Annotated in this window: 18 protein-coding genes and 3 pseudogenes; 8 read left to right on the plus strand and 13 right to left on the minus strand. The window is 72.4% G+C overall.

Features of this window, described 5'->3' with window-relative positions:
- Positions 1 to 374: 374 nt before the first annotated feature.
- Genes ADL01_RS29490 through ADL01_RS29510 form a run of 5 tightly spaced genes read right to left on the minus strand, consistent with a single transcriptional unit; the run spans position 375 to position 5,365 of the window.
- Complete coding sequence (locus tag ADL01_RS29490; protein ID WP_053745047.1) at positions 375 to 1,256, minus strand: SDR family oxidoreductase; 882 nt, start codon at positions 1,254 to 1,256, stop codon at positions 375 to 377.
- Positions 1,253 to 2,317, minus strand: a complete 1,065-nt coding sequence (locus ADL01_RS29495; protein WP_053745048.1) for an acyl-CoA dehydrogenase family protein — start codon at positions 2,315 to 2,317, stop codon at positions 1,253 to 1,255. The genes ADL01_RS29490 and ADL01_RS29495 overlap by 4 nt, the downstream gene beginning before the upstream one ends.
- A 9-nt stretch (positions 2,318 to 2,326) precedes the next feature.
- A complete protein-coding gene (locus ADL01_RS29500) occupies positions 2,327 to 3,457 on the minus strand; it encodes an acyl-CoA dehydrogenase family protein (RefSeq protein ID WP_053745049.1) in 1,131 nt (376 codons plus the stop codon).
- A 4-nt stretch (positions 3,458 to 3,461) separates the two neighbouring features.
- Complete coding sequence (locus ADL01_RS29505) at positions 3,462 to 4,226, minus strand: enoyl-CoA hydratase family protein (protein WP_053745086.1); 765 nt, start codon at positions 4,224 to 4,226, stop codon at positions 3,462 to 3,464.
- Between the two features lie 47 nt (positions 4,227 to 4,273).
- A complete protein-coding gene (locus tag ADL01_RS29510) occupies positions 4,274 to 5,365 on the minus strand; it encodes an NAD(P)H-dependent flavin oxidoreductase (RefSeq protein ID WP_053745050.1) in 1,092 nt (363 codons plus the stop codon).
- 134 nt (positions 5,366 to 5,499) lie between these two features.
- On the opposite strand from ADL01_RS29510, the gene ADL01_RS29515 reads away from it, so the two are divergent.
- Together ADL01_RS29515 and ADL01_RS29520 are read left to right on the plus strand one after the other, a co-directional pair.
- On the plus strand, positions 5,500 to 6,378 hold the full coding sequence (locus ADL01_RS29515; RefSeq protein WP_053745051.1) for a CoA transferase subunit A: 879 nt from the start codon (positions 5,500 to 5,502) through the stop codon (positions 6,376 to 6,378).
- A complete protein-coding gene (locus ADL01_RS29520; protein ID WP_053745052.1) occupies positions 6,375 to 7,139 on the plus strand; it encodes a CoA-transferase subunit beta in 765 nt (254 codons plus the stop codon). Before ADL01_RS29515 ends, ADL01_RS29520 begins: the two co-directional genes overlap by 4 nt.
- A 46-nt stretch (positions 7,140 to 7,185) precedes the next feature.
- Here ADL01_RS29520 and ADL01_RS29525 read toward each other — a convergent pair whose 3' ends face one another.
- Positions 7,186 to 8,085, minus strand: coding sequence for an amidohydrolase family protein (locus ADL01_RS29525; RefSeq protein ID WP_053745053.1), 900 nt, complete (start codon positions 8,083 to 8,085; stop codon positions 7,186 to 7,188).
- A gap of 391 nt (positions 8,086 to 8,476) precedes the next feature.
- Between ADL01_RS29525 and ADL01_RS29530 the strand changes: the two genes are divergently transcribed.
- Positions 8,477 to 12,352: a glycoside hydrolase family 2 TIM barrel-domain containing protein gene (locus tag ADL01_RS29530; RefSeq protein ID WP_053745054.1), complete on the plus strand. Its 3,876-nt coding sequence runs from the start codon at positions 8,477 to 8,479 to the stop codon at positions 12,350 to 12,352.
- Between the two features lie 18 nt (positions 12,353 to 12,370).
- On the opposite strand, the gene ADL01_RS29535 is transcribed toward ADL01_RS29530, so the two are convergent.
- Together ADL01_RS29535 and ADL01_RS29540 are read right to left on the minus strand one after the other, a co-directional pair.
- Entirely contained in the window at positions 12,371 to 14,140 is a 1,770-nt protein-coding gene (locus ADL01_RS29535) for a SpoIIE family protein phosphatase (protein ID WP_053745055.1), read from the minus strand.
- 121 nt (positions 14,141 to 14,261) lie between these two features.
- Entirely contained in the window at positions 14,262 to 14,666 is a 405-nt protein-coding gene (locus ADL01_RS29540) for a DUF5997 family protein (RefSeq protein ID WP_053745056.1), read from the minus strand.
- A 67-nt stretch (positions 14,667 to 14,733) separates the two neighbouring features.
- Between ADL01_RS29540 and ADL01_RS29545 the strand changes: the two genes are divergently transcribed.
- A complete protein-coding gene (locus tag ADL01_RS29545; RefSeq protein ID WP_053745057.1) occupies positions 14,734 to 15,543 on the plus strand; it encodes a LysR substrate-binding domain-containing protein in 810 nt (269 codons plus the stop codon).
- 42 nt (positions 15,544 to 15,585) lie between these two features.
- Here the strand turns inward: ADL01_RS29545 and ADL01_RS29550 are convergent, their stop codons facing one another.
- Complete coding sequence (locus tag ADL01_RS29550; RefSeq protein ID WP_053745058.1) at positions 15,586 to 16,989, minus strand: esterase/lipase family protein; 1,404 nt, start codon at positions 16,987 to 16,989, stop codon at positions 15,586 to 15,588.
- A gap of 365 nt (positions 16,990 to 17,354) precedes the next feature.
- On the opposite strand from ADL01_RS29550, the gene ADL01_RS46755 reads away from it, so the two are divergent.
- Positions 17,355 to 19,187, plus strand: a complete 1,833-nt coding sequence (locus ADL01_RS46755) for a helix-turn-helix domain-containing protein (RefSeq protein WP_053745059.1) — start codon at positions 17,355 to 17,357, stop codon at positions 19,185 to 19,187.
- Positions 19,188 to 19,410: 223 nt separating this feature from the next.
- On the opposite strand, the pseudogene ADL01_RS46760 reads toward ADL01_RS46755, so the two are convergent.
- Positions 19,411 to 19,677 (minus strand): annotated as a pseudogene (locus tag ADL01_RS46760) (HAD family hydrolase); the annotation flags it as partial.
- A 28-nt stretch (positions 19,678 to 19,705) separates the two neighbouring features.
- Positions 19,706 to 20,182, minus strand: a complete 477-nt coding sequence (locus ADL01_RS29560) for an Lrp/AsnC family transcriptional regulator (RefSeq protein ID WP_053745060.1) — start codon at positions 20,180 to 20,182, stop codon at positions 19,706 to 19,708.
- Between the two features lie 201 nt (positions 20,183 to 20,383).
- Between ADL01_RS29560 and ADL01_RS29565 the strand changes: the two genes are divergently transcribed.
- Both ADL01_RS29565 and ADL01_RS29570 read left to right on the plus strand, forming a co-directional pair.
- Positions 20,384 to 21,895, plus strand: a complete 1,512-nt coding sequence (locus tag ADL01_RS29565; RefSeq protein WP_053745061.1) for an FUSC family protein — start codon at positions 20,384 to 20,386, stop codon at positions 21,893 to 21,895.
- Between the two features lie 85 nt (positions 21,896 to 21,980).
- The gene (locus ADL01_RS29570) at positions 21,981 to 23,006 is read left to right on the plus strand and encodes a lactonase family protein (protein ID WP_053745062.1); all 1,026 of its coding nucleotides are present in this window, start codon (positions 21,981 to 21,983) and stop codon (positions 23,004 to 23,006) included.
- A 112-nt stretch (positions 23,007 to 23,118) separates the two neighbouring features.
- Here the strand turns inward: ADL01_RS29570 and ADL01_RS29575 are convergent, their stop codons facing one another.
- Positions 23,119 to 24,039 (minus strand): sirohydrochlorin chelatase, encoded by a 921-nt coding sequence (locus ADL01_RS29575; RefSeq protein WP_107091024.1) that lies wholly within the window; start codon positions 24,037 to 24,039, stop codon positions 23,119 to 23,121.
- A 463-nt stretch (positions 24,040 to 24,502) separates the two neighbouring features.
- On the opposite strand from ADL01_RS29575, the pseudogene ADL01_RS42755 reads away from it, so the two are divergent.
- Positions 24,503 to 25,177 (plus strand): annotated as a pseudogene (locus ADL01_RS42755) (uracil-DNA glycosylase); the annotation flags it as partial.
- On the opposite strand, the pseudogene ADL01_RS46765 reads toward ADL01_RS42755, so the two are convergent.
- A pseudogene (locus ADL01_RS46765) lies at positions 25,173 to 25,289 on the minus strand (uracil-DNA glycosylase); the annotation flags it as partial. The pseudogenes ADL01_RS42755 and ADL01_RS46765 sit on opposite strands and share 5 nt — an antisense overlap.
- Positions 25,290 to 25,307 lie beyond the last annotated feature (18 nt).

The following is a 25,307-nucleotide window of genomic DNA, read 5'->3' on the forward strand; positions in this document are numbered from 1 at the left end:
GCCGGTGGGCCGGTGGGCCGGTGGGCCGGTGGGCCGGTGGGCCGGTGGGCCGGTGGGCCGGTGGGCCGGTGGGCCGGTGGCGGCCACTGATCCGCCGCGGGCCCTGGCCCGCTCAACAACCGTCGGGGTCACCCGGGCCCGCTGTCGGACGTCACAGTGGCGGCCACCGGTACCCGCACCCGCGCCGGCACCTCGGGATCCGCCTGCGACACGGACCGCGTGGCGACCCGGAGACCGCGTCGAGGCGCCGGCTGCTGGGGCTGCTGGGCCACTGCGGGAGGGGCCGTGGTCGAACGCCCCACGATCACCCCCCTCGCCCGGCCCCGCCCCGCCCACGCGGCCGAGCGTCAACGCCGACCACCCGAGGGCCGCTCTCAGGCGCCGTACACCGGTGCCGGCGGGGGCGCTTCCGTGAGCAGGCCGCGTACCGCAGGGCCGATCTCAGCCGGGGTCCAGCGGCGGTCGCGTACCCGCTGGGGGCCGTGCTGCCAGCCGTCGGCGACGCCGATCACACCGCCCTCGGCCTCGAACACGCGTCCGGAGACGTCGCCCGACTCGGCGGAGGCCAGCCACACCACCAACGGGGAGACGTTCGCCGGGTGCGGGGCGTCGAAGCCGGACTCCGGTGCGCGCATCTGCTCGGCGAACGCCTCGACCGCCTCGGTCATCGGCGTACGGGCAGAGGGGGCGATCGCGTTCACGGTGACGCCGTACCGGGCCAGTTCGGCGGCGGCGATCACGGTGAGCGCCGCGATACCCGCCTTCGCGGCGCCGTAGTTGCCCTGGCCGACGCTGCCCAACAGCCCGGCGCCCGACGTGGTGTTGACGATCCGGGCGTCGACCGGCCGGCCCTGCTTGCTCAACTCCCGCCAGTACGCGGCGGCGTGCCGCAACGGTGCCGCGTGGCCCTTCAGGTCGACCTTCAGGACCAGGTCCCAGTCCGCCTCGGTCATGGAGACCAGCATCCGGTCGCGATTGACGCCCGCGTTGTTCACCAGCGCGTGCAACGCGCCGAACTCGGCTATGGCCCGCCCGATCAGCCGCTCCGCGTAGCCCCAGTCGCTGACGTCACCGAGGTCGGCGACAGCGATGCCACCGGCCGCCGTGATCTCCTCGGCCACCGCCTTCGCGGCCTCACCGAGGTCGTTGACGACCACGCGGGCTCCTTCAGCGGCCAGCGCGAGGGCGTGTTCGCGTCCAAGGCCCTGTCCTGCCCCGGTGACGATGACGGTCCGGTCGTGGCAGATTCCGCTCATGTGCCCGCCCCTTCGCTCACGATGTCCGCCACCCCGGTGAGCCCGAGCTGCCGCGCGATGAACTCCCGGTGCTCTGCGGGACTTCCCCAGTCCGCGGCCAGGGCCCAGGTCCGTTTGACGTACAGGTGGAGGTCGTACTCCGTGGTGCAGCCCATGGCGCCATGGCACTGGATCGCCGTACGAGCCGTCCGCCGGGCCGCCTCCGAGGCGAGCACCTTGGCCATCGACGTCCGTACGGCGGCCTCCGGATCCCCCGCCGCCTGCGCCCAGCCCGCCGCGAGGACCGCCGGCCGGGCGAACCGTACCGCCAACTCCACATCGGCCAAGGCGTGCTTGACCGCCTGGAACGAGCCGACCGGGACACCGAACTGGTGCCGCTCCCGGACATGGGCCACGGTCAGTTCGAGCATCCGCGCGCTGAGCCCGACCAGGAGAGCGGCCGTGGCCAGCACACCGCGTCGGTAGGCGACGGCGAGCTCGACGGGCCCTTCGGCCAGCAGCAGCCCGCCGCCCGCCGGAGCGTGCACCCGGGCCAGCCGCCGGGATCCGTCCACCGAGTCGACCGGCTCGGTCTCCACCTCGTCGCGTGAGTACAGGCGCAGCCCGTCGCGGACACGTACGGCGATCAGGTCGGCGCGGGTGGCGAAGGGAACCGGGGCAGCACGGGTGAGGGACACCGTGAACAGTGCTGATCCCCCTAGCACAGCTGGGAGTTGAGGTGCGGCTGCAGCGGTGAGCAGGGGGGCGCCCACCGCTATGGTCTCGGCGGCGGGCACCGGCAGACCGCTGCGGCCCAGGGTTTCCATCAGCGGCACAAGCGCGTTCTCGTCGAGGCCGAGGCCGAGGCCGAGGGGGGGACCGACACCGGTGCCCTCCGCGTTCTCGGGGATCAGCGCGCCGGTGATACCGACCCCGGCCAGGGTGCGCCACACGGCGTCGACGCTCTCGGTGCGGCCACCCGGCCATCCGGCCCGGATCTGTTCGGCGCCGACCTGTTTGGCCAGCACCTCACCGGCGGCCTCGGCGAGAGCCGCGTCCCGTTCGGCTACGGCGAAGCGCATCGCGTCCGGTCACCTCCTCGGCAGGCCGAGCAGCCGCTCGGCGACGATGTTGCGCTGGATCTCGTTGGTCCCGGCGTAGATGGGCCCCGCCAGCGAGAAGAGGAAGCCCCGGCTCCAGGGCCCGTCGACCTCGGCCTCGGGACCGAGCAGTTCGGCGGCCGTCTCGTGCAGCGCGATGTCGAGCTGGGACCAGAACAGCTTGTTCAGACTGGACTCGGCGCCGACCTGCCGCCCTTCGACGATCGAGGTGACCTGTTCCAGGGTGAACAACTCGTAGGCCTGGGCCTCGATCCACGCCTGCACGACCTGGTCCCGATGCGCCCCCGCCCCCTTCGCCCGCGCCAGGTCGAGCAGCCGGTCGGCGGTGTGCAGGAAGCGGCCGGGGGAGCGCAGCGTCAGCCCGCGCTCGGAGCCGGTCGTCGCCATCGCGACCCGCCAGCCCTCCCCGACCCCGCCGAGCACATCGGTGTCGGACACGAGGACGTCGTCGAGGAAGACCTCGGCGAACCCCTCGTCCCCGTCGAGCCGTTCGAAGCCGCGCACCGTGACCCCGGGCGCGTCCAGCGGCACGAGGAAGTACGTGAGCCCGCGATGGCGCTCCGCCTCCGGGTCCGTACGGAAGAGCCCGAACAGGTGCGTGCAGAAGGCGCCACGGGTCGTCCAGGTCTTCTGACCGGTCAGCCGCCAGCCACCGGCCGCCTCGTCACGGACACCCCGACTGCGGATGCCGGCGAGGTCGCTGCCCGCGCCGGGCTCGGACCAGCCCTGCGCCCACAGGTCCTGGGCGGCGGCCATCCTCGGCAGGATGCGCCGCTGCTGCTCCTCCGTACCGAACGCGAAGACGGTGGGGGCGAGCAGGAAGATGCCGTTCTGGGTGACCCGGGCGGGCGCCCCGGCCCGGTGGTATTCGTCCTCGAAGACCAGCCACTGCCACAGCGACGCGCCCCGTCCGCCGTACGCCTCGGGCCAGGACACGACCGACCAGCGGGCCTCGAACAGAGCACGCTCCCAGTCCAGATGGACCGCGAACCCCGCACGGGTGTCACCGGACGGCAGCGGGTCCCTGGGCACGTTCGCCGCGAGCCACTCGCGCGCCTCCTGCTGGAACGACTCCTCCGCAGAACTCCAGGTCAGATCCACGGGCTCAGCCCTCCCCGTCCGTACGGCCGCCGAAGGTGTCGCGGACCTCGGCGGCGACACCCGAGAGGTTGATCTCGAACGTGAAGCCCTGTTCGTAGCGGTAACTGCGCTTGACGTCCCACAGGTCGATGCCGTTGAAGGCCTCCTTGGCGGCACGGATCACCACCGGGTTCTTCGCGGCGATGTCGGCGGCGATCTCCAGGGCCCGGTCCCGCAGCCGGCCGGCCGGGACGACGTCGAACACCGAACCGAAGGCGTGCAGTTCGGCGGCGGAGGCGGTGGCGCAGGTGTACATCATCGCCCTGGCCCGGTGCTGCGGGACGAGACGGGACAGATGCGTCGCGGCGCCCAGCGCGCCCCGGTCCACCTCGGGCAGCCCGAAGTAGGCGTCCTCGGCCGCGACGATCACGTCCGAGTTGCCGACCAGGCCGATCCCGCCGCCCAGACAGAAGCCGTGCACAGCGGTGACCACCGGCACCGCGCAGTCGTAGACCGCGGCGAACGCGGCGTAGCAGCCCCGGTTCACCCCGATGACAGCGGCGTGCCCGGTGTCGGCCCGCAACTCCTTGACGTCCACCCCGGCGTTGAAACCGCGTCCCTCGGCGCGCAGCAGCACCACCCGCACATCCGGGTCGCGGCCGAGTCGTTCGACCGTCTCCGCCAGCCCGTACCAGCCCGCCACCGGCAGGGCGTTGACCGGCGGACAGTCGACGACGACCTCGGCGATGCCCCGCCCGTCCACGGTGGCCTTGATGATGTCGGTGCCCATGGGCTCTCCCTGTGTCGCGGGCCGGTTCGCGGCGCGGTCGGCCGTGGTCACCGTTTCGCTCCGGCGGTGGTCAGGCGGGTGAGGACGGTGTCGGCCTCCATGACGATGCGTTCGACGAGGTCGGCGCAGCTGGGCAGGTCGTCGATGACGCCCGCGACCTGGCCGGAGGCGAGGGTGCCCAGGTCCGTCCGGCCGTCGACCATGCTCGCGCGCAGCATCATCGGGGTGTTCGCCGCCATCACGACCTGGGACCAGCCCAGTTCATGGCTACGGCGCATGGCGAGGCCCTCGCGGACCAGGTCGGACCACGGCGTGCCGGACACCTTCCGGAACGCGACAGCGTGCCGCAGGGAACGGACCAGTCGCGCGGGCGCCCGTTCCCGCAGCAGCCGTTCCACCGCTTCGGTCCGCAGGACGCGCTGGGGGATGCCGTCGAGGGCCGGGGTGACGACGGTGTCGGCGACGCCCCGCTCGAGGTACTCGGCCTTGACGGAGTCGCGCACGGTGCTGTCGCTGGTCAGCAGGAATCGCGTGCCCATCGCGATGCCCACGGCCCCCTGGGCGAGCGCGGCGACCAGCCCCCGCCCGTCGCGAAACCCGCCGGCCGCGATGACCGGGATGCCGACGGCGTCCACGACCTGCGGGAGCAGGATCGACGTGGGCACGGCCCCCGTGTGGCCGCCGCCCTCGGCGCCCTGCGCGACGACCGCGTCCACCCCCCACGCCTGGACCTTCTCGGCGTGCCGGCGTGCGCCGACGGAGGGGATGACGACCAGCCCGGAGTCCTTGAGCTCGCGGATGACACGTTCGGTGGGCGCGAGGGCGAAGGACGCGATCTTCACGCCTTCGCGCACCAGAAGGGCGCCGCGCTCCAGCACATCGGGGGAGTCGCCGCGTATGTTCACGCCGAACGGCGCGTCGGTGCGCTCCCGGACGGCGCGGATGGCGTCACGAGTCTCGTCGAGGGAGAGCGTCGCACTGGCCAATATGCCCAGCCCGCCGGCCGCTGCGGTGGCCGCCGTCAGTTCCGGGCCGGACACGTACCCCATGCCGGTCTGCACGATCGGGTAGCGGACGCCGACCAGGTCGCACAGCGCGGTGTGCAGCGCGGGATGGACGGGTGAGGTGGGGGCGCTCATGCCGGTCTCCTTCTCGCGCCGTTCGCCGGGTCGGGAGTCCCGGCTGCCGAGGGGTTGTCGGTCCAGCCAACGTAACCTAACAATTGTTTGCTAGGTAAGACTCCGAACGGGTGGCAGCGCGGGAGGAACAGCCCATGGGTGACAAGTCGATGTCCCTGGAGGACTTCGCCACAACCGTCGAGTCGGGCATGACGATCGGTATCGGCGGGTGGGGATCGCGACGCAAACCGATGGCGCTCGTGCGCGGGCTCCTGCGGGCCGGTGTGCGCGACCTGACCGTGGTCACGTTCGGCGGCCCGGACGTCGGACTGCTGTGCGCGGCGGGCCGGGTCCGCAAGCTCGTCTACGGCTTCGTCTCGCTGGACAGCATCGCCCTCGACCCGCACTTCCGCGCCGTACGGGAGCAGGGCGCCGTGGAGACCGCCGAGTACGACGAGGGCATGTTCGTCACCGGCCTGCGGGCCGCCGCGAGCCGCCTCTCCTTCCTGCCCACCCGCGCCGGCCTCGGCTCCGACGTCCTCACGATGAACCCCGACCTGGTCACGATCGCCTCCCCGTACGCCGACGAGGAGTACGTCGCGATGCGGGCACTGCGGCTCGACGTGGCCCTGGTGCACGTCAACCGAGCCGACCGGGCGGGCAACGCCCAGTACCTCGGCCCGGACCCGTACTTCGACGATCTGTTCGCGATGGCGGCCGACCGCTGCTACGTCAGCACGGAGCGGATCGTGGAACCGGAGGACCTGCTCGCCGCCGGACCCGCCCAGTCACTGCTGATCAGCCGGCTCTTCGTCAACGGCGTGATCGAGACACCCCGTGGCGCCCACTTCACCTCCTGCGCCCCCGACTACGCGCGGGACGAGGCCTTCCAGGCGCACTACGCGTCGGCGGCGCGGGACGCCGACTCCTGGAAGCTGTTCCACAAGACGTTCCTCGACGGCGACGAACAGGCGTACCACGAGGCCGTGGCGGAGTTCCACGCGCGCCGCGACGGACAGGGGGAGGGGCGATGACGGCCGTCACCCGCGCCGAGGTGTGCGCCGCTGCCTGCGCCGACGCGTGGCGCGACGCCGGGGAGGTGCTCGCGCACACGGCCGGGGTGCTGCCCTCGATCGGCGCGCGGCTCGCCCGTCTGACGACCAGCCCCGACCTGGTACTGACCGACGGTGAGGCCTACTTCATGAGCGATCCGCCGCCCCTCGGCCGGACAGCGGCCGACGGAGGCGTCGTCGAGGGCTGGGTGCCCTACCGGCGGGTCTTCGACATCGTCGCCAGTGGCCGGCGGCAGAGCATGATGGGGGCCAGTCAGCTCGACCGGTACGGGAACCAGAACATCTCCCTCATCGGCGACTGGCGCCGTCCCACGCGCCAGCTCATCGGCGTACGTGGCGCCCCGGGCAACACCGCCAACCACCGCACCGACTACTGGGTGGCCCGGCACACCCCGAAGGTCTTCGTCGAGAAGGTCGACGTGGTCTGCGGTGTGGGCAACGACCGGGCGCGCGGCGGGAAGGGGCTGAGGTTCCACGACCTGGGCGTGGTGATCACCAACCTCGCCGTCCTCGACTACGGGGACGACGGACGGCTGCGTGTGCGTTCGCTGCATCCCGGTGTCACCCCGGCGGAGGTCCACGCGAACACCGGCTTCGCACTCGACGCGACCGGCGCCCCCGAGACCCGGCTGCCCGACGCGACCGAACTGCGGCTCATCCGCGAGGTCGTCGACCCGCGAGGACTGCGCGACCGGGAGGTGAGCCGGGGCACCGGGTCGTAGGACCTGGCACCCCGGCACGGCCTGCCCTCAGGCACGGCCGGCGCCGTCATCTCCCGGTCAGCAGCCGCCGCGGATTGGTGATCCGGAAGGCGTACGCGGCCGCTCCGCCCAGCCCGAAGCCGGGATGCAGCGGCGGCTGCGCGTACGGCCGGTCCGAGCCCTGGACGACGGCGCCGGCGCCCAGGGCGCGGACGATCGCGTCGACGGCGCGGGGACCGTACGACGACGTGTCGACGAAGACGCCCGAATCACCGTCCGCCTCCCCGTCACCGCCCCGGGCGGCGAAGCGCTCCCCGTGCAGCGGGGCGAGCCCGGCCAGCAGGGCGAAGCACACGCGCAGACCGGGATGGCGTGGCCGGCCGAACGCGCGGAAGGCGAACCAGGCGGCGTGCATCTGCTGGACGTACGGGACCATCGCCGGCCACCAGATCGGACCCGCCGCCCCGCCGGGCGCCGGCCCGGGGTGGACGAGCAGCGGCAGGCCGCGTTCCTCGAGCAGGTCGAGGAGCGGGGCGCACCGCGCGTAACCGGTGGCGTCGCCAAGGGCGTTCGCCGGGAGCTGGAGGCCGGCGAACCCGTGGTCGAGGTCCTTGGCCGCCGCCTTCGGGTCGATCTCCCGCACGCAGGCGGCGGCCCAGGCGTCGAACGGTCTCGGAAGCGCGGCCGAGCCCTCGTGGTACGCGTCCAGCAGGGGCCGGGCCTCGGCGGCGGGCAGCCACTCCACGCCGATCGGGGCGGACAGCGAGACGAGCACCCGGCCCAGGCCGTCGTCGGCGGCGAGTTCCGCGCGGCGGGCGATGTCGTGGTCGGCGGGCGGGACCTCGTAGGGCGGCTCACCGCGCAGGTGCAGGGTCCAGCCGTCCAGGAACGGTGGCTCGCGGCGGGCGCGCAGGGCCGCCACCAGCGAGGGGGTCCACAGATGCTGGTGCACGTCGACGCTGGTCATGACGTTCCTCCCGCCGGGACTGACGATTCTCCCAGCAGCGCGCGCAGTGCGCCCCGGACGTCGTCGGACCCCAGGATGCCGTGACGCACCGCCTCCCCGTCCACCCCGCGGCGCGGGCGCCTGCCGAGTCATCAGGATCCAACAGAGTCCGACAAGATCCTTGCTTCGTCTGTGTGCGGAGTCCTAGGGTGAGCCTGGCTCGGCAGCTCCCACAGTCCCCAGTAGCTGTGTGCCAGCGCCATAGCAACTCCCGCACCGCCCAGGTGGGTTGAGACACCACCGATGACCACAGCGCTGCCGGATTCCGGGTCGGTTTGTCAACAGTAACGAACATGATCTGACGCGCCCTCAGTCCGTACAGCGCACTGTCGTACCGAGGAAGGCCACGGGCATGCCGCACCCCCACGAGTTCGCCGTCAGCCGCCGCCGTCTCCTGGAAGGAGGAGCCGCCGTTCTCGGCGCGCTCGCCCTGTCCGGTCCGGCCGCCGCCCACCGGGCCGCCGCCGAGGGCGCGGCCGGGGCCACCCCCGAGTGGAACGGCCACATCGACGTCTTCCGCGTCGGCACCGAACCCGCGCACACCACGCTGATGCCCTACGCGACGCTCGCACAGGCCCTCGCCGCCGACCGCACCCGCTCCCCGTACCGGCTGAACCTCGACGGCACCTGGAAGTTCGCGTACGTGGACCGCCCCGACGACCGGGCGACGGACTTCTACCGCACCGACCTCGACGACCGCGCCTGGGACACCATCCCCGTCCCCTCCGTCTGGCAGCTGCACGGGTACGACAGCCCGATCTACGTCAACAGCGACTACCCCTGGTGGGGCGCCAACGGCCGGGGCGAGGACGTGCGGCCGCCGGCCGCCCCGACCCGCCACAACCCCGTGGGCCAGTACCGCCGTACCTTCACCCTTCCGCGCGACTGGTCGGGACGGCGTACGTTCCTCCACTTCGAGGGCGTCAAGTCGGCCCACTACGTGTGGATCAACGGCACGCTGGTCGGCTACCACGAGGACTCCTACGACCCCTCCGAGTACGACATCACCCCGCATCTCAAGCCGGGCACCAACCAGATAGCCGTGGAGGTCTACCGCTTCTCCGACGGCGACTGGCTGGAGGACCAGGACATGATCCGGCTGAGCGGCATCTTCCGCTCGGTCTACCTCTACTCCACCCCGGCCGTGCGCCTGCGCGACTTCCGCCTCGACACCCCGCTGAGCGACGAGTACACGGCGGCCGAACTGTCGGTCACGGCGAACGTACGGGACTACGGCGGTACGGGCGCCGGCAGCTACTCCGTCGAGACCCAGCTGTACGACGCCGGCGGGCACCCGGTCTGGTCGCGTCCGCTCCAGCAGACCGTCGCGCTCGGCGCCGGCGAGGAGAAGTCCGTACAGGCCGCGAAGGCCGTGCCCGCACCGCGTCTGTGGTCGGCCGAACACCCGAACCTCTACACGGCCGTGCTCCGCCTGCGCGATCCGGCCGGCAAGGTGATCGAGACCCTCTCCCACCGGGTCGGCCTGCGCGAGTTCGCCCTCAAGGACGGGCTGATGCGCATCAACGGCAAGCCGATCTCCCTCCGCGGCACCAACCGGCACGAGATGCACCCGCTCCGCGGCTCGGCTCTCACCCGCGGGGACATGGTCGAGGACATCGGCATCATCAAACGGCTCAACATCAACACCGTCCGCACCTCGCACTACCCGAACAACCCGCTGTGGCTGGAACTCGCTGACGAGTACGGCCTGTACCTCGTGGACGAGACCAACCTCGAGACCCACGGCATCAGGGGCGAGTACCCCGGAAACCACGCCGAGTGGACCACGGCGTGCGTGGCCCGCGCCCAGAACATGGTCCACCGGGACAAGAACCACGCCTCGGTCATCATCTGGTCGCTCGGCAACGAGGCGGGCGGTGGCAGCACCTTCAACGCCATGCACGACTGGATCCGCTCCTACGACACCACCCGCGTCATCCAGTACGAGGGCGACGACCGCCCCGGGATCAGCGACATCCGCTCCGAGATGTACGACAGCCCCGCCCGCGTCGAGCAACGGGCGAAGGACACCGGCGACACCCGGCCGTACGTGATGATCGAGTACTCGCACGCGATGGGGAACTCCAGCGGCAACTTCAAGAAGTACTGGGACCTCGTCCGCCGCTACCCGGTCCTCCAGGGCGGTTGGATCTGGGACTTCGTCGACCAGGCCCTCAGCTGGCCCACCCCGACCCGCAAGCTGCTCACCGAGACCGGACCCAGCACGCTCCACGGCGAGATCATCGCCCCCGCCGGCACCTTCACCCGCGACAAGGGCCTCTCCGGCGGCACCGTCTTCGCCCGCGACAAGAGCCTCGACCTCACCGGCTCGCTGACGCTGGAGGCGTGGATCACCCCGCACTTCCTCGGCTACCACCAGCCCGTCATCGCCAAGGGCGACACGCAGTACGCCCTGAAGCAGTCGGACGGGGGCCTGGAGTTCTTCATCTACGGCGGCGGCCAGTGGATCAGCGCGTACTGGTCGCTGCCCGACGACTGGACCGGCAAGGAGCACCACGTCGCAGGCGTCTTCGACGCGACGGCCGGCACGCTGACCCTCCACGTCGACGGCGTGGCGCGGGCCACCAAGGCCACCACCCAGCGGCCCAGCAACAACACCGCGCCCCTCGCCCTGGCCACCGACGTCGACAACCCCACCCGCGAGTTCAGTGGCACCATCCGACGGGCCCGTGTCTACGCCCGCGCGCTGAGCGCGGCCGACCTCGCCTCCGACAGCCGGGGACCCGGCGACGACGGCGTACGGTTCTGGTTCGACGCCGCCACCGTCGGCCTCACCGAGAAGCGGCCCCGCGACAAGACGTTCTACGCCTACGGCGGCGACTGGGGCGACAACCCCAACGACGGGGCCTTCGCCGGGGACGGCCTCATCACCGCCGACCGCAGGCTCACCGGCAAGTCCGCCGAGATCAAGCGGATCTACCAGGCGGTGCAGATCGCGTCGGGCACGACGCCGGGCACGGTCACCCTCACCAACGAGTACCTCTTCACCAACCTCCGCGAATTCGACGGACGGTGGGAACTGGTCGCCGACGGAGAAGTGGTCCGGCGCGGAAAGCTGACCCGGGCCCAGCTGGACGTGGCGCCCTTGTCCGGCAAGACCATCACCGTGCCCTTCGAACTGCCGGACGACCCGGCGCCCGGCGCGGAGTACTTCCTGGAACTGTCCTTCACCACCAGGCAGAGCACGAAGTGGGCCAAGGCAGGCTTCGAGGTGGCCCGGCAGCAGCTCGCCCTCGACGCGGGCAGCCCAGCCGTCACCCCCGCACCGCTGGCCGGCGTCCCGGCGCTCCGGCACGAGGACGGCGCCACGTCGGTCACCGTCAGGGGCAAGGGCTTCTCGGTCACCGTCGACAAGGCGACCGGCGTCATCACGTCGTACAAGGCGGGCGGCGCCCAGCTGATCGAGGCCGGGCCCACCCCCAACTTCTGGCGGGCACCCACCGACAACGACCGGGGCAACGGCCAGCACACCCGCAACGAGACCTGGCGCGACGCGGGCACCGGACGAGCGGTGAGCGGCGTGAACGTCCGCGCCCTGCGGGACCGGGCCGTCGAGATCAAGGTCGCCGGCACCCTGCCCACGACACCCGCGTCGACGTACACCACCACCTACACCGTCCTCGGCAACGGTGAGATCAAGGTCGACAACACCCTCCACCCGGGCGCCGCCTCGCTGCCGTACATCCCGGAGGTCGGCACCCTGCTCCTGCTGCCCGGCCGCCTGGACAGGCTGCGCTACTACGGCCGCGGCCCCGAGGAGAACCACTGGGACCGCAACAACGCCACCGACGTGGGCCTCTACTCGGGCACCGTCGACGGGCAGTGGAGCGGCTATCTGCGCCCGCAGGAGAACGGCAACAGGACCGACGTCCGCTGGATCGCTCTGACCGACCGCAAGGGTGCCGGCCTGCTGGTCTCGGCCGACCCGCTACTGGAGGTCAACGCCTCGCACTTCACCCCGGAGGACCTGTCCGTCGGGGCCCGCCACGACTACCAGCTCACCCCGCGCGACGCGGTCGTCCTGCGCCTGAGCCACCGGCAGATGGGTGTCGGCGGCGACAACAGCTGGGGCGCGCACACCCACGACGAGTACAAGCTGTTCGCGAACCGTGACTACGCGTACAGCTACCGCCTGCGTCCCCTGACGGACGTCGACGACGCGATGTCGGCCGCCCGCAGGCCCACGGCGGTGACGTTCACCGAGTAGAGGTCAGGGCCAGGGGCGTCACCCTTTGTCGGGGGTGGCGCCCTGGCCCGGCCGCGAACGGGCCGCAAGTACGGCGATGTCGTCCTCGGCGGGGGCGTCCGCGAGCTGTGCCAGTACGTCGTCGAGGATGACGTCCAGGGAGGCGCGTGGCGACAGGCGGAGCCGGGTGAGGCGGCGCAGCGACACGTCGATGTCCTCGCCGCGCCGCTCCACCAGGCCGTCCGTGTAGAGGAGAAGCACACCGTCCGGGACCGTCGGGCTGGTGAGCGTCGTGTAGCTGCCGAATCCCGTGCCCAGGGGCGGGCCGGACGGGACGTCGACGAGAGCGACCGTGCCGTCCGGGGAGAGGACGGCGGGCGGGAGATGGCCGGCGTTCGCGTAGGACACCGTCTGGTGGGCGGGATCCTCCAGGGCCAGCAGACAGGTGGCGACCCGGTCGAACCCGGAGTCGGCCACCGTACGGTCGGCGTGCGTGAGCAGCAGATGCGGGTCGAGGCCCGCCATGGCCAGGGCGCGCAGCGCGGAACGGTAGTGGCTCATGGCGACGGCCGCCTCGACCCCGTGCCCCATGACGTCCCCGATGACCAGCAGATTCCGGCCGTCGGGGAGGGGCAGGCTGTCGAACCAGTCGCCGCCGATGAGGGCCACGTCGTCGGCGGGCAGATAGCGGGACGCGGTCGGTGCGTGCGGGTTCGGCGGCGCGGAGGTGTCGTTGAGCAGCGCATGCTGGAGCTCGAGGGCCATGCTGTGCTCGCGGGTGTGCAGGGCGGCCCGCTCCAGGGCGCCGGCGGCCCGCTGCGCCAGTTCGAGGGCCACTGACACATCGTCGACCGTGAAGCCGGGGGAGTCGAACGCCCGTACGAGGGAGAGGGTGCCCAGGAGGCGCCTGCCCGCGATCAGGGGCAGGACGAGGGCCGAGTGGACGCCGACGCCCGGGTAGGCGTCGGTCCCGTCCGCGCGGAGCACCCCGGACTGCCATTCCTGCCCGGCGACGCCGTTGCTCAGCCAGGGGAGGCCGGCGTCCAGGCACGCCCGGACCTCCGTACCCGGCGGATAGTCCAGCGTGTCGCCGACACCGGGCAGGGCGAACACGGCGTCCTTGATGCCCGGCACCGCCACGAGGGCGGCCCGGCGCACGCGCAGCACTCCCGGGGGCGGCCGATGCGGGCCGGCCTTCACATCGAGGTTCAGCTCGACACCGGCCGCGTCCGCCAGGTCCGGCACCATGAACCGGGCCAGCTCGACGCAGGTCGCCTGCACGTCCGAGGTGGTGCCGATGCGCGCGGTGGCCGTGTCCACCAGAGTCATCCGGCGGTGCGCGCGCTCCAGCTCGTCGACGTGCTGCTGCGGGGCGCTGATCTCCAGGAAGATCCCGGCGAGACCGACCACCCGGCCCCGCTCGTCCTGGAGCCGGTGGTAGGTGGCGTGCCAGGCGCGGCGGGTGAAGGGCGAGTCCGCGCGGGTGTGCCCTGTCCCCACGAGCTCACGGGGCTTCCCGTCGTGCAGCACCTGCCGCAGCACGCCCTCGGGCCGGTCGACCCCGGGCGACGCCTCGGACAGCGTCCGCCCCAGAAGTTCCTCCGCCGACAGGCCGCTGATCCGGACCATGTGCGGATTGACGTAGCGGAAGCGCAGGTCCGGGTCGAGGATGACCACCCCGGCGGCAGTCCCCTCGACGAGCTGACGCAGCAGGCCGTACTCCTCGACCAGCCGAGGCATGTCCCCGGCGGCCGACCCGGCGAGCAGCGCCTCGACGTCGTCGAAGAGCAGCGGCCGGATAGCGTCCATGGCCACCGCACCTCTCGTCGTCGTAGCGCTTGCCGTACGGCAGAGACAATGATCGGCGAGACGGGGGTGTCGCGCACGTCGGAACCGTCGACGTGGGCATCCGGTATCCGGACCGTTTCGCCTACCTGCCCTGGTTCTGCCGCTTCTCCTGCTGCTCCTTGTGCAGCTCCTTGACGCGCGCCGCTTCCTTGCGCACGTCGACCTGCACGGAGCGTTCCTGGCGGAGCCACTCGGGGTCGTCCTGCTTCAGGGCGTCGATCTGCTCGGTGGTGAGGGCCTCGGTGATTCCGCCACGGGCGAGCCCCGCGATGGACACGCCCAGCTTCGACGCGACCACCGGACGGGGGTGCGGGCCGTCGCGCCGCAGGTCGCGCAGCCAGGCCGGCGGGTCGGCCTGCAACGCGGTCAGCTCGGCGCGCGTGACGACACCCTCCTGGAACTCTGCGGGGGTGGCCTGGAGGTACACACCCAGCTTCTTCGCCGCGGTCGCGGGCTTCATGGTCTGGGAGGTCTGGTGCGTCGTCATGACGTCAAGGGTATCGAGCGTATGAACCGGCGCCGACCACGGCCGACAGGGCAGGTAGCCTGGCGCGGTGACTGGCTCGGAAGATTCCCCCGCGTTCCGGCTCGCGTACGTCCCGGGAGTGATCCCCGCCAAGTGGGTGCGGATCTGGAACGAGCGGCGCACCGACGTCCCCCTGACCCTGCTCCAGGTGTCCGCCGCCGAGGCGGGCGGCCTGCTGCTGGCCCAGGACGCCGACGCGGCCCTCGTACGCCTCCCGGTCGACCGTACGGTGCTCAGCGCGATCCCCCTCTACACCGAGACCTCGGTGGTCGTGGTCCCCAAGGACCATGTCGTGACCGCCGTCGAGGAGGTGACCGCCGAGGACCTCGCCGACGAGATCGTGCTGCACCCCCTCGACGACACCCTCGCCTGGGAGAACCTCCCCGGCCGCCCCGCGATCGAGCGCCCGGCGACCACCGAGGACGCCATCGAACTGGTGGCGGCCGGGATCGGGGTCCTCGTCGTCCCCCAGTCCCTGGCCCGCCTCCACCACCGCAAGGACCTCACCTACCGCACGGTCACCGACGCGCCCGAGTCCCAGGTCGCCCTCTCCTGGCCGGAGGAGCGCACGACCGACCTGGTCGAGGACTTCATCGGCATCGTGCGGGGCCGCACCGTCAACAGCTCCCGTGGCCGCCGCGAGGAGCCGAAGGCGGAGCAGCCGAAGGCCAAGAAGCGCGGCGGAACAGAGGGCACAGCACGCAAGCCCGCCGCAGGACGGTCGGCCGGCCGGGGCGCCGGAGCCGGAAAGGGCGGCGCGGCGGGCAAGGGCGCCCGCAGCGGCGGTTCGGGTCGCTCGGGCGGCGCCCGCCCGGGCAAGCCCCGCCGCAAGTCGTAGCACCGGCCGGGCCCTGACGCCTACGAACCGCCCACGAACCGTTCACGAAGCGGCGCGCGGCAGGACCGCGAAGCAGTCCTGGACCGCTTCCGGCACTGGTGAACCCGAGTCCGCGCCGATCTCGACGTCGTACAGCCCGGCCGACAGAGCGCTCCGCACCTCGTACCGGGCGGGCGCGACCTCGAGCAGGACGAGGGAGAGCGTCTCGCCGTCCTCCCGGGTCACCGTCGCGAGCAGTCGCCGCGGTGGCCGGGCGGCGCCCACGACCCGGGCGCGCAGGGTCGCCGGTTCCTCGCCCGCGTACGCGTCGTCGACCTCGCTGCTGATGGCCGGGGCCACCCGGGCGAGCTGGTCCGACGGGCCGCGCACGTCCAGGGGGCCGGGCGACTGGAGGCGCACCAGGAGTTCGAGGAGCCGGCCGGTCAGCACGCGCGGCGACTGGAGGGCGCTGTGTGCCGCCGCCACGAACCGGCAGCGGTCCTCCGGCAGCGCGGGCGGCATCGCCGAGACCCGGGGAACCACGCCGTCCCCGTCCGCCAGGACCGGTGGGACCAGCGCTCCCGGGGGTTCGGCCGAGCAGACCACCCTGTGCCCGTTCCAGCGCGCCGACTGGAGCGTGCCGCTCTGCCGGGTGCCCACAAGAGGGAGCGTCACATGCTGGTGCGTGTACGCGGGAAAGCTCTCGGCGTTGTACGCCGCTGCCGCCGCGATCTCCCGGTGGAAGCCCAGGCCGTCGCCGACGAGATCCGGGCGCACCCCGGGCAGCGGCGCCGCGTCCTCGATCCGGATGTGCCCCGCCCCGGTGTCGATGACCGAGTACACCGGCAGGAGCTGGTGTACGGAGGGAAACCCGCGCGTCAGGGTGCGTACGCCGGGCAGGTGCCGGAAGCCGCCGGTGAGCGTGTCGAGCGCGCGCACCGAGCCGCGGTGCGGGGTGCCCAGGGTGATCAGCGCCCGGCAGTCGCGCCAGCCGCCCAGCACCTCGACGTAGTAGCGGGCGATCAGGCCGCCCATGCCGTGGGCGATGACGACGGCCTTCGCGTCCGCGGTGCCCGTCCGCTCCCGGAACTCGGCGACATGCAGGTCGATCACCTCGGCCAGCCTGCGGGCGTGCACCCGGTTGTCCAGCCGCCAGTCGTACGGGAACGTCAGCAGCCCGCCGCCCGGGGCCTCCGTCACGGCGAAGTGCTCGCGCACCCAGCCGACGGTCCGCGCGTAGCCCGTGGTCCGCAACAGGCCCGGCAGCACCGCGACGTCGGGAAACAGCCGTGACGCTCTGACCGACGACGTGTCACCGGGCAGCGTCAGCGGATGCCGGGCGGTGTCCGGATCCCTCAGCTCCGCCAGGGTCTGGAGCAACGGTTTGCCGGGCGCCCACAGCGGGCCCGTCGGCCCGTCCAGGACACTGCCCAGGAATCCCGGGACCAGGACGATCGGATGTCTCACCGGGCAACGCACGGCTCTGCCCCCGGAAGCCGGACAGTAATCCGGACATTGAGGTCCCAGGTGCCCACCCCCGTGGAGCACCCGGGACCTCCGCCTCGACACCTCGGACCAGTACCGAGGAGACATGAGAGACAGAGGAGCCGGGGGCCAGGAAGGGGGGAGGAGCCCCCTCGGGTCCGGCCCGGCGACTCCCTTCGCCCGATCCTGATCCTCAATGCTCTCTCCCTGCGTTCGACGGGACGCCCCGTACGCCTTTCGGGTCAGCTTTGTCCGATCTCGCCGAGAGAGGGAGAGATCCGGTGTTGCCAGGGCATATTTGGCAACACCGGGCAACAAGCGGGCGAATGCGTGCAGTTGGGGGTCGCATGGACGACACGGCGAACGGCGTGACGCATGAACCGGCGCGGTTCGGCCGGGAGTTACGACGCCGGCGGCTCGCCGCCGGCCTCTCCCTCGCCGACCTGGCAGGGCTCGTGCACTGCAGCCGGGGCTACCTCAGCCGCATCGAGAACGGTCATCGCCGGGTCACCCGTGAACTGGCCGAAGGGTGCGACGACGCACTGGACGCCAAAGGGCAACTGCTGGGCCTCGCCCCCGAGTCACGCAACGGCACCACCGACGCGCCGCCCGTACGAACCCCGGGAGTCCGGCGCGCGGCACCGACCCGCGTCGGCGGCGCTGTCACGGCCCAACCCTCCCGGTTCGGCGCGGAATTCGACCGGTTGCTGCATCGCGGCGACACCAGCTACCTGGCCGGGCGCATGGAGGAGGCGGACGCCTACTACCGCCAGGCCCACCGGTGGGGCGCGGCAGATCCCGAAGCGCAGGCCGTCGCCGTCGTACGGCGGGCCCGGCGCTGGTCCGACCCGGGCCGCGTCGACCACGAACTCCTGCACCTCGTACGGGAAACCCTCGCCGTGCTCAGGACCCGCGAGGGCAGTGAGGCGGCCGGGCTGCGGCTGCGGCTCGGCGCGCATCTGGCGAAGAAGCTCGCCATGTCCGTCAGCGAGGACACCGCCTGGCCGGGCGCCGGACCCGAACGCGGCGCCGAACTGGCCCGACGGACCCTGGAGGGGCTCGCCACCGGCGGCCAGGACGACGAGACGCGCTGCGAAGTGCTCACCGAGTGCCGCTGGGGCCTGTACGACTTCGTCCCGGCCATCGAATCGCTGACCCTCTCCCTCCGGCTGCGGGACTGCGCCCTGCGCGCCCGCTCCCCGTACTTCCTCGGCGAGTCCCTCGTCGCCCTCGCCATCGACCAGCTCCGGGTCGGCCGCGTCCACGGCGCCACGGGGACAGTCGCCGAACACCGCAGGCACGCGGCCCGTACGCGCAGCACCCTGGCGCGCTGGCAGCAGTGCACCCTGGACACCCTGCTCGACCTGTGGTGCGGCCGGTTCGACTCCGCCACCGACTGGATCTTCGGCGAGTCGCGGGAGATCGTCGCCGGCCTGGAGGCGGACCTCGCCGTCCCCGCCGACACGCTGCTGCAGACCCGGCTGGGCCAGGTGTTCTGGCTGCTCAGAGAGCAGGGCAGGATGGCCGAACTCTTCAGCTCCGGGCTCGCCGACGGCGTCGAACGGCACGGCTACTTCCCGGTCTGGCGGGCGGGGTTCGCGCTGGCCCGCTGCGAGGTCGGCGACCATGACGAGGCGGCCGACCGCCTGCTCGCGCTCCTCCGGGAGACCGGCGACTGCGCCTCCCTGCCGCCGCACGGCTGGTCCGTACCGGCGCTGGTCCTGCTCGCGGAGGTGTGCGCCGGACTCGACGCACACGGCGGGTACGAGGCCGAACTCGCCCGCGCCGTACCGGTACTGCGTGAGGCGCTCGCCCGCAGACCGGCGGGCATCGCGCTCGCGGGCTGGCCCGTGGTGCTGGTCGGCCCGACGGAACGGGCCATGGGCCTGCTGGCCCTCGCCGAGGGCGACACCGCGACGGCCCTCGGCCACTTCCGCCAGGCAGAACGCCTGGTCGTCGGCAGCTCACCACCCCAGACGGCCCGCCTCAGAGCGAACGAGGCCCGAGCCCTCCTACGCGAGAAGGGCGCCTCCCACCGGCCCGAGGCGCTGACACTACTGCGCTCGGCCCTGACGGGAGCGGAAGCAAACGGAATGCGCCTACTGGCGACGGAATGCCGGGACCTACTCGCGGACGATCCCCCGACCACCTCCCCAGACCAACCCCGCCCACACGCCTGAACACCCCACACCGGGACCGACTACCGTCCCGGCGACGACGTTGAAGCGCCGGGCCCGCCCCGAAGCGGCCCGACCGACTTGCCCGGTCCGCATCGGCGGGTCCGGTCGGTACCGGCTGATCCACGCCGGAAGCGGCTCGACTGCCCTGTCCGGACCGTATCGGCCTGTCCGGCCGACACCGGCTGGTCCGGTCCCGCACCGCTCGTCCCGCCCGAAGCGGACCGGTGTCGGCCCTGGCCAGCTCCAGATAGTGGCGGTTCTTCTCCGCGAGCAACTCCTCGACCGGTGCGCGCAGCCCGTACCGCTCACGCCAGAGCGTGACCGTCTCCCGCGTGCTGATGCCCACGGACTTCTCCTGGTCCGCCCAGGTGGAACCCATGACGCCGTACGCGGCGAGAGTCCGCCGGCTTGCTTCGAAGTAGTTCGGCTCGCTGTCCACGAGGGTTCCGTCGAGGTCGAAGACGACCGCGGTGGTGCCGAGAGTGCTCATGGCTCTCAGGATGGCGCAGGGCTCACGATCAGGCCGTCACCGTACGGCCGATCGACTCGACCAGGGGCAGCAGCCGGTGCGGGACCCGTTCGCGCAGCGCCACCTCCGTACGGGTGCGGACCACGCCCGGCACGCTGATCAGCGCCTGGATCACGTCCTCCAGGTGGGCGTTGTCGCGGGCCACGACCCGCGCGAGGAGATCACCGCCGCCGGCGATGGAGAACGCCTCGATGATCTCCGGTACGGCGGCCAAAGCGTCCCCGACCTCGTCGAGATGGCCCTGGGTGACCTCGATGTGCACGAACGCGAGCACCGGGTGGCCCAGCGCGACGGGGGAGAGCGCGGGACCCGTACCGGTGATGACACCGTCCCGTTCGAGGCGGTCGAGCCGGGCCTGCAAGGTGCCGCGCGCGACGCCGAGCACCCGTGCGTACTCGCGCACGCTGGTGCGGGGCCGCTCCAGCAGCAGCCGCAGAATGCGGGTGTCCAGTTCGTCCACTGCCATGGCGTCCGACCTCCTCCGTCCCGTACATGGTCCGTTGGCTCGGCGATGGACGCTCGCGGACCGAAATGTCTGTGCCAATGGTTCAGTCTATTCGAGGTCACTTGAGCCAGTGGTGGCGGAGGTGCTGCAATGTCCCCGGTCGATGGCGCTGCGGACTCCGCGGCGCCTTTTTCATGCCGATTTCAGTGGGGTGGGACAGCAGTGCTGAAGAGGGTGTTCATGGCGCCGGACCCGGGTCGCGCACGGTTGCGTTTCGCCGCGCGGGCCGTGCTGGGCATCGCGCTGGCCGTCACCGTCTGCGGCCTCGCCGGGCACTCGCTCACCGGGGCCGTGACCGGCGGCCTCGCCGCGCTGCTGGCCCTCTTCACGGTCACCGACACCACGGTGCGCGGCCAGGCGCTCACCACCGCGCTGCTGCCCGCCGTCGGCCTCCCGGTCCTCGCCGTCGCGGCCGAACTGCACGACCGTCCGCTCGCCCGCGCGCTCGTCCTCCTCTCCGTCGTAGGCGCCGGCGTGTACGCGCGCCGCTGGGGCCCGCGCGGCCACAGCCTGGGCGTCTTCGCGTTCATGACCTTCTTCGTCGCCCAGTTCCTGCACGCGGCACCCCGGCAGCTGCCCGAGTTGGCCGCCGCCGTCGTCCTGTCCGTGCTCACGGCCTCGGCGGTGCGCTTCGGGCTGTGGTGCTACGAACGCCGCACGCCCCCGCCGCCGGCCCCCGTCACCCTGGCCGGCGAACGCGGCCTGGCCCGCGCCACCACACGTCAGGCCGTCCAGGCGACGGTCGCAGCCGGCTTCGCCCTGGTCGTGGGCCACATGGTGTCGGGGGACCGCTGGTACTGGGCCGTCGGCGCCGCCTGGTGGATCTTCGTGAACACCGCCTCGCGCGGCGAGACCTTGGTCCGCGGCTTCCGCCGCATCCTCGGCACGGTGCTCGGCATCGCGCTCGGCCTCGCGGTCGCGGTTCCGGTGGCCGGGGCCGCCGTCCCCACCGCCGTACTCGTCGCCGTATGTGTGTTCGGCATCTTCTACTCGGCCGCGGTCTCGTACACGTGGATGATGCTGTCGGTCACCCTGCTCGCCGAACTCCTGTACGGCCTCCTGGGCGTCCTCGACCCGGCGCTCCTCGCCGTCCGGCTCGCGGAGACCGGCGTCGGCGCCCTGGGCGCTCTGCTGGCCGTGGTGCTTGTGCTGCCGATCACCACGCACGCCACCACCGACGCCTGGATCCAGCGAGCCCTGCACTGTGTCCACGCCTGCACCGCCGAGGCCACCGCCCGGCTCGCCGGCGGACCGGGCATGGACGCGTCCCCCGATCCGGCGTCGCGCGTGGCCGAACTGGAGCTCCTGCTGGGGCGTGTCCGGCTCTCGGTCGCGCCGCTCGTGCATCCACTCAACCCCCGGCGAGCCCGTAAGCGCCGCGCGCGCCGGGTACTCGCGCTCCTCGACGACTGTGCCCGCGAGATCCGAGGTCTGGCCGCCGTGACCACGGGCCCGGAGGCCTCCCACGACGTACGGCTCGCCGCCGCCTGCCGACGCGTGGAGCGTGCGGTGGAAGCGCTCACGGAGGGCCGCACCGACACCGTCACGGCCCCCGTGGACCGGTCCCACGCCACCGAGCCCGCCCTCGCCCATCTGCACGGACTGGAACGGGCCCTGGCCGAGCTGGCCAAGCCGCTGGGCGGCGCCTGGGCCTCTCCGCCGGCCCGAGCCTGAGACTCTCTCGTACGCCCGCAGATGTGGTCTAGACCGATAAGGTAGCGTCGCCCCCGGCCGAACCGGTGACCGGGAGGGGACGACTGTGGGGCAACGGCGAGCGTTCATCGGCTCGTTCACGGCAGCGGGTGGCCCAGGTGCGCTGGTCGCCGCCGTGGACGAGGACAGCGGCGCGCTGACCGCGCTCGGCGCGGCGGACGCCGTACCCGACCCGTCGTATCTCGCCCTCGCCGCCGACGGGAACACGCTCTACGCGGTCAGCGAGACGGCCGCGGGCGCGGTGGCCGCCTACTCGGTGACCGGCGACAAGCCCGAACTCGCCGGGCCGCCCGTCCCCGTCGGCGGCAGCGGGCCCACGCACGTCGGTCTCTTCGCCGGGCACGTGCTGACCGCCAACTACGGCTCCGGCAGCGTCACCACGGTGCCCGTCCGCGCCGACGGCACCCTCGCCACCGCCGCGTCCCACGTGTTCCAGCACACCGGCTCCGGCCCGCACCCGGCACGTCAGCGCGGACCGCACGCCCACCAGGTACAGCCCGACCCGAGCGGTCGATGGGTCGTCTGCGTCGACCTCGGCACGGACTCCGTCCGGGTGGCCGCCCTGCGCGACGGCGGCCTCGTGGCGCACCGCGAGACCGCTCTGCGCCCCGGCTGCGGACCGCGCCATCTGGCCTTCCATCCGGCCGGCTCGTACGCGTACGTGCTGAACGAACTCGCCCCGACCGTCACCGTCTGCCGCTGGGACGCCGCCGAAGGCCTCCTGACCCCCCTGCGCGAGACGCCGGTACTGCAGGGCGCAACGGACGCTGACGCCTACCCGTCGGGCATCGTCGCGTCGCCCGACGGCCGCTTCGTGTGGACCGCGACGCGCGGCCAGGACGTCGTGTCCGTGCTCGCCGTCGACGACGCCGGAGCCACCCTGCGGCTGATGGCCACGGTGCCGTGCGGCGGCCACTGGCCCCGTGCGCTCGCCGCCTCGGACGGATTCCTGTACGTCGCGAACGAGCGCTCCGGGGACGTGACCTGGTTCGCCCTCGACCCCGACACCGGTATCCCGCGCCGGACCGGTGCGATCGTGGTCCCGGCGGCGTCCTGCGTGGTCCTCGGCTGAGCGAACGCCACGGGCCGGACACGCCGAGGGCCCGCTCCTGGAAAGGGGCGGGCCCTTCGGCGTACCAGCTGCTTCGGCGGTCCTGCTTCGCCGTACGGGGATGCTGCCCGGGTCAGCGGACCGGGGACCCCTGCGGCTGCTGCGGGGCGATGCCGAGTGCCGTCGTGTACTTGGCCAGCGCCAGCTTGCCGATGGCCGGGTACGGGCCGAGCGCGTCGGAGGACGCACAGCCCGCCTCCTTGGCCGCGGCCTCCAGCAGACCGGCGTCGATCTCCGGGCCGATCAGGTACGGGGCCAGCGCGAGGTTCTGCGAGCCCGAGGCGCGCAGCTGCTCGGCGATGGCCGCGATCGAGCCGTCCTGGTCGAGGGCGGCCGCCATCACCGGCACGGCGAGGCGCGCGGCGAGCAGCATGCCCGTGATACCGGCCGCCTGCACGGCCTCGTCGCCGCCCACGGAGGCCAGGATGATGCCGTCCGCGGCGGTCGCCACGGTGAACAGCCGGGCCCGGTCGGCGCGCGCGAGGCCCGCCTCGGACAGCCGCACGTGCAGGCCCTCGGCGAGCAGTGGGTGCGGGCCGAGGACATCGGTCAGCTCGGCCGCGATACGGCTCTCCATGACGGCCTGCCGGACCTGGCGCAGCAGCGCGTTGTCCGGACCGGCGAGCAGCGGCACGACGACGGCCACGGGCCCCTCGGGCTGCTTGACGTCCGCACCGGCGGCGAGGGCCTGCTCATAGCGGGCCGTGCGCTCCTGCGCGGCGTGCGTGAGCACGGACTGGAGCGTGGGGAACTCCGCGTCGTCACCGTCGAGGTACCCGATGCGGGCGTCGAGGCCGGGGAGCTCGGAGCGGGCGATGCTCACGACCTCCTCGGCGAGGCTCCGCGTGGCGGGGCTGGGCGCACCCGGGACCGCGAGGACGAGCGCGGGCGCCCCCTCGGGAGCCGCCAGAGGCTCGGGGCGGCGGTGCCGGCCCGGCTGGCGGGGGCGCGGCATTCGTACTGGCAGGCCGGCGGGCCCAGTGGGGGAGCTCATGGCGCCGCATGTTACTGGCTTACTGGGCTCCCTTGTTCGGGGAGGGTGCAGGTGAGCGGTATCCGTCCGCTTTTGTCTGATGAGTTACGTACGGATCGGAAGTGATCGGTACGTGACGACTTCGCTGTCAGGCCGGGGACGGCTTCGCTCGGCAGGGCATTCCGTCGCTGGTCAACCGGCCTTGACCGGTAAGTGCACCTGAGTTGACCGGCGTTGACCGGTGTTGTCCGGCGAAGGACGAGTCGTCTTCTGTCCGGCAATCAGGAATCAGGCTCGCATGTCGGTCATTGTGGTTCGCCGGCTCGGTCGGTATATCCGGATTTTGGTCGTCCGCGTCCCCCTGCCCGGTGACCTTGCCGGTGACCTTGCCAGTGAGGAAGAGTAGCGCCGAGGGCGGTGTCCGCGTGCGGGGGCTTCCCCTGTTCGTGCGGGGCCGCGCTGCGTGCCAGTAGGGTGACGGGCTGTGGCACCACGACCCTTGCATGAACTTGTTGAAGCGGGCTGGGCGAAGGCTCTTGAACCTGCGGCCGAACGCATCGCCGCGATGGGGGACTTCCTCCGGGCCGAGATAGCGGCCGGCCGGACGTACCTTCCGGCTGGGGCGAATGTCCTACGGGCTTTCCAGCAGCCGTTCGACGACGTCCGCGTCCTGATCGTCGGCCAGGATCCCTACCCCACGCCGGGGATGGCGATCGGGCTGAGTTTCGCGGTGGCGCCGGAGGTGCGTTCACTGCCCGGCAGCCTGGAGAACATCTTCCGGGAGCTGCATACGGACTTGGGGCTGCCCAGGCCCTCCAACGGCGATCTGACGCCGTGGACGGAGCAGGGTGTGCTGCTGCTGAACAGGGCGCTCACTACGGCCCCGCGTAGTCCCGCGGCGCACCGGGGCAAGGGGTGGGAGGAAGTCACCGAGCAGGCGATCCGGGCGCTGGCGGCGCGTGGAAAGCCGCTGGTGTCCGTCCTGTGGGGGCGTGACGCGCGCAATCTGCGACCGTTGCTGGGGGACCTGCCCGCGCTCGAGTCAGCCCACCCGTCGCCGATGTCGGCGGACCGCGGGTTCTTCGGCTCACGGCCGTTCAGCCGCGCCAACGACCTGCTCGCCAAGCAGGGCGCCCAGCCGGTGAACTGGCAACTGCCGGAGAGAGCGTCAGCGAGCTCGGCTGCCCTGGGGTCGGATACGGGTCCTGCTCGACAATCAGGACCCGTACGTCGACGAAGGGCTGATGGACGGCCCGTAGGGCGTTCGGTCCAACCCGGGATCCCACCCG

This window comes from Streptomyces sp. NRRL WC-3618, assembly GCF_001280005.1.
In the GTDB taxonomy this organism is placed as follows: domain Bacteria; phylum Actinomycetota; class Actinomycetes; order Streptomycetales; family Streptomycetaceae; genus Streptomyces.